Annotated in this window: 2 protein-coding genes and 1 pseudogene; all 3 read left to right on the top strand. The window is 45.9% G+C overall.

Translation table 11 applies throughout. From position 1 onward, the window contains the following. On the top strand, nucleotides 1–1,897 hold a 1,897-nt coding region (locus tag PX636_RS07420; RefSeq protein WP_288116624.1), incomplete at its 5' end, for a Calx-beta domain-containing protein. A 72-nt stretch (nucleotides 1,898–1,969) separates the two neighbouring features. Then, nucleotides 1,970–2,047: pseudogene (locus PX636_RS22615) on the top strand (bluetail domain-containing putative surface protein); the annotation flags it as partial. A gap of 150 nt (nucleotides 2,048–2,197) precedes the next feature. Next, nucleotides 2,198–3,883, top strand: coding sequence for a dihydroxy-acid dehydratase (ilvD, locus tag PX636_RS07415; RefSeq protein ID WP_012265889.1), 1,686 nt, complete (start codon nucleotides 2,198–2,200; stop codon nucleotides 3,881–3,883). The last annotated feature ends 227 nt before the right edge of the window (nucleotides 3,884–4,110 follow it).

The following is a 4,110-nucleotide window of genomic DNA, read 5'->3' as shown; positions in this document are numbered from 1 at the left end:
GACCACCCCAGTGACGGGGACAATTACCAATGATGATTTACCTAGTATCACTCTTGCAGTTTCTCCCAGTAGTGTTACCGAAGATGGGACAACAAATCTGGTTTATACCTTCACTCGTACAGGAGTAACAACAAATACTTTAACAGTTAATTACACCCTCGGGGGAACAGCTACTCTTAATACCGATTACACTCGTACAGGGACTACCAATACAGTCACCTTTGCTGCTGGTTCAGCGACTGCGACTGTAACCGTTGACCCCACTGCTGACACAATAGTAGAAAGTAACGAAACTGTTATTTTAACCCTCGCTGCGGGGACAGGTTATACAATAGGTACTCCTAACGCAGCCACGGGAACAATTAATAATGATGACAGTGCCTCTATTTCAATCAATGACGTAACTGTTAGCGAAGGAAATAGCGGGACTACCAATGCAGTCTTTACCGTCACCCTTTCCAATCCCGTCGATACATCTGTCACCCTCAATTACGCCACAGCCAATGGAACCGCTACCACAGCAGATAATGATTATACAGCGATTGCTACTACTCCCTTAACCTTCAATGTTGGGGAGACTTCTAAGACGATTACTGTTGCTGTCAATGGCGATACTAAAGTTGAAAATAACGAGACTTTCTTCCTCAATCTGAGTAACTTACAAGCCAATGGTCGTAATGTTACGATAACCGATAATCAAGGACAAGGTACGATTAATGATGACGATAGCACTGTCACCTCGCAACTCTCCATCAATGACATCACCGTGGTGGAAGGTCAAAATAGTAATGCAATCCTCACCGTCACTGTAAATAATCCAAGTACACAACCAATTAGCGTCAACTATACCACTGCACCCATTAACGCTACCGCCAATGTAGATTACACTAGCAAAACTGGAACTATCACCATTGCACCTAATACTGTCACCGCTACTATTAGCATTCCCATCCTCAATGATAACCTCAATGAACCTGATGAAGCCTTTACAGTAACCCTGTCAAATGCGGTTAATGCTACCATCAATCCCGACGAAGCAATTGGACAAGTAATTATTACTGACACCCTACAAAGCAGCATTACTCGAACCTTACCCAATAATGTGGAAAACCTCAGACTAATTGGCAGTAATAATATTAATGGTACAGGTAACGCTGGTGACAATAAAATCACTGGAAATAGCGGTAACAATATCCTCGCTGGTGCTAATGGTAACGATATTTACTGTTTCAATGCTTCAACCCCATTAGGAAGCGATACCATCCAAGAAACTACCACTGGTGGTATCGATACCCTCGACTTTACTGGGACAAATACCGCAGTAAGAGTTAACTTGGGGACTACTGCTGTCCAAACCGCCGTTACCAATAATCTAAAATTGACTTTTTCGGCAAATAACACCATCGAAAATATTATTAGCGATAGCGGTAATGACCGACTAACCGGGAATAGCCTTAATAATACTCTAACTGGTGGTGGTGGCAACGATCAATTAACCGGTCAAAACGGAAACGATAGGTTAATTGGTGGTTTTGGTGATGATTTACTTACTGGTGGTAATGGTAGCGATAATTTTATCTTCAATAGTAGTAATTTAGGCATCGATGCCATCAGCGATTTCACTTCGGGCAGTGATAAAATAGTATTAAGTAAAGCCATCTTTACTGCCTTACAAAGTATCATTGGCAATGGCTTCAGTCAACCGGCTGAATTTGCCAGCGTCGCTGACGATGATTTAGTCGCCACTAGCAGTGCTTTTATCGTTTACAGTAACAGCAGTGGCAGTATTTACTACAATCAAAATGGTAGTGCTGCTGGTTTAGGAAGTGGCTCTGAATTTGCCAATTTGTTGACTGTTCCTACCCTGATAGCGGCTGATTTCGCACTGATAAATTAACCTTACCACAGAAATCGATACCATTCGAGCCTCGGTTAATTTGACTTTAGGAGCCAATGTCGAGAATTTAATGCAGCCACCGACGCAATTATCGAAATCACTGGATTAACAGGAACTCTCGATATTGCTGATTTTATAGTTGTACCCTGAATCATCCCACAGTTTTATATTTTCTTTAGAGATGGACTGTCCTAAAACCTGCTCAGAGCGGCCAAAAGTCAGAAAATAGAAATAAAGGTGCGATTGGAGAACTTGAGCCGCGATCGCACCCGTCAGCCGCCATTGGAGAAAGATAAAGTTATGGCAGATAACTACAGAAGTCGCATTGTTACCCAAGGTACCCAACGCAGTCCTAATCGGGCCATGTTAAGAGCGGTAGGTTTTGGGGATGAGGACTTTAGCAAACCAATCATCGGCATCGCTAACGGATTTAGCACCATTACCCCCTGTAACATGGGAATTAATGATTTAGCAATGCGTGCCGAAGCAGCCACGAGATTAGCGGGGGGAATGCCGCAACTTTTCGGGACTATCACCATTAGTGACGGGATTTCCATGGGAACAGAAGGGATGAAATATTCTCTCGTTTCTAGGGAAGTAATCGCCGATTCCATTGAAACCGTCTGTAATGGTCAAAGTCTCGATGGAGTCCTCGCTATCGGGGGTTGTGACAAAAATATGCCGGGGGCAATGATTGCCATGGCCCGGATGAATATTCCCGCTATTTTCGTCTATGGTGGCACGATTAAACCGGGGCGCTACAAAGATTGCGATTTAACCGTGGTCAGTTCCTTTGAAGCCGTGGGACAGTACAGCGCCGGTAAAATCAGTGAAGAAGACCTCATCGGAATTGAACGCAACGCTTGCCCCGGTGCTGGTTCCTGTGGTGGAATGTTTACTGCTAATACCATGTCTTCCATTTTTGAAGCCATGGGGATGAGTTTACCCTATTCCTCAACCATGGCCGCCGAAGATGCGGAAAAAGCCGATAGTACCGAAGAATCGGCCAAGGTTTTGGTCGAGGCGGTTAGAAAACAGATTCTCCCTAGCCAAATTTTGACCCGTAAAGCCTTTGAAAACGCCATTTCGGTAATTATGGCGGTGGGAGGTTCCACTAACGCTGTGCTGCACCTTTTAGCCATTTCCCGCACCATCGGGGTAGAATTATCGATCGATGATTTTGAAACCATCCGGCAGCGTGTACCAGTTATCTGCGATCTTAAACCCTCCGGGCGTTACGTTACCGTGGATCTGCACAAAGCCGGCGGTATTCCCCAAGTGATGAAAATTCTCCTGGTTAATGGTTTACTACACGGGGATGCTCTCACCATTAGCGGTCAGACTATCGCCGAGATTTTAGCCGATATTCCCGACCAACCGCCCTCAGGCCAAGATGTTATCCGTCCTTTTAGCAATCCTGTCTATAAAGAGGGTCATTTAGCCATTTTAAAAGGAAATCTGGCCACAGAGGGGGCCGTGGCCAAAATTAGCGGCGTGAAAACTCCGGTAATCACCGGACCGGCGCGGGTGTTTGAGTCGGAAGAAACCTGTTTAGAGGCAATTTTAGCCGGAAAAATTCAAGCCGGGGATGTGGTGGTTGTCCGTTACGAGGGACCAGTAGGCGGACCGGGTATGCGGGAAATGTTAGCCCCCACTTCGGCAATTATCGGCGCCGGTTTAGGGGATTCCGTGGGATTAATTACCGATGGTCGTTTTTCCGGGGGAACCTACGGCATGGTGGTCGGTCACGTCGCTCCAGAAGCGGCGGTGGGTGGTACAATTGCCCTAGTAGAGGAGGGGGATCAAATCACTATTGATGCTCGTCAGCGTCTCTTGAGTTTAAATGTATCGGAAGAAGAATTAACCCGTCGTCGTAACCATTGGCAACCGCGCCCCCCACGCTATAAAACGGGAATTCTCGGCAAATTCGCCAAGTTAGTCTCCTCTAGCAGTCTCGGCGCTTTAACGGATCTGAATCTGTTCTAAAAGTATAACTAGGAATGGCGATCAATTGCGATCGCCGTTTCCCCCACTGCGCACCGAACAATCCCACTGATAACTGATAACTGATAACTGATAAGACTGACGGCTCTAATTAGGGTTTGCGGCAAAAAGTAGGGGCGAAGCATTCGGATAGAAAATCTACGGTTTCACCGATAGGTTATTGCCCGAATGCTTCGCCCCTACAGGACGCGGGCCGATGAAGACACAAG

The organism is Microcystis sp. M53598_WE2, from assembly GCF_030067735.1.
GTDB lineage: Bacteria > Cyanobacteriota > Cyanobacteriia > Cyanobacteriales > Microcystaceae > Microcystis > Microcystis aeruginosa.
This window is presented reverse-complemented; position numbering and strand designations above follow the sequence as displayed.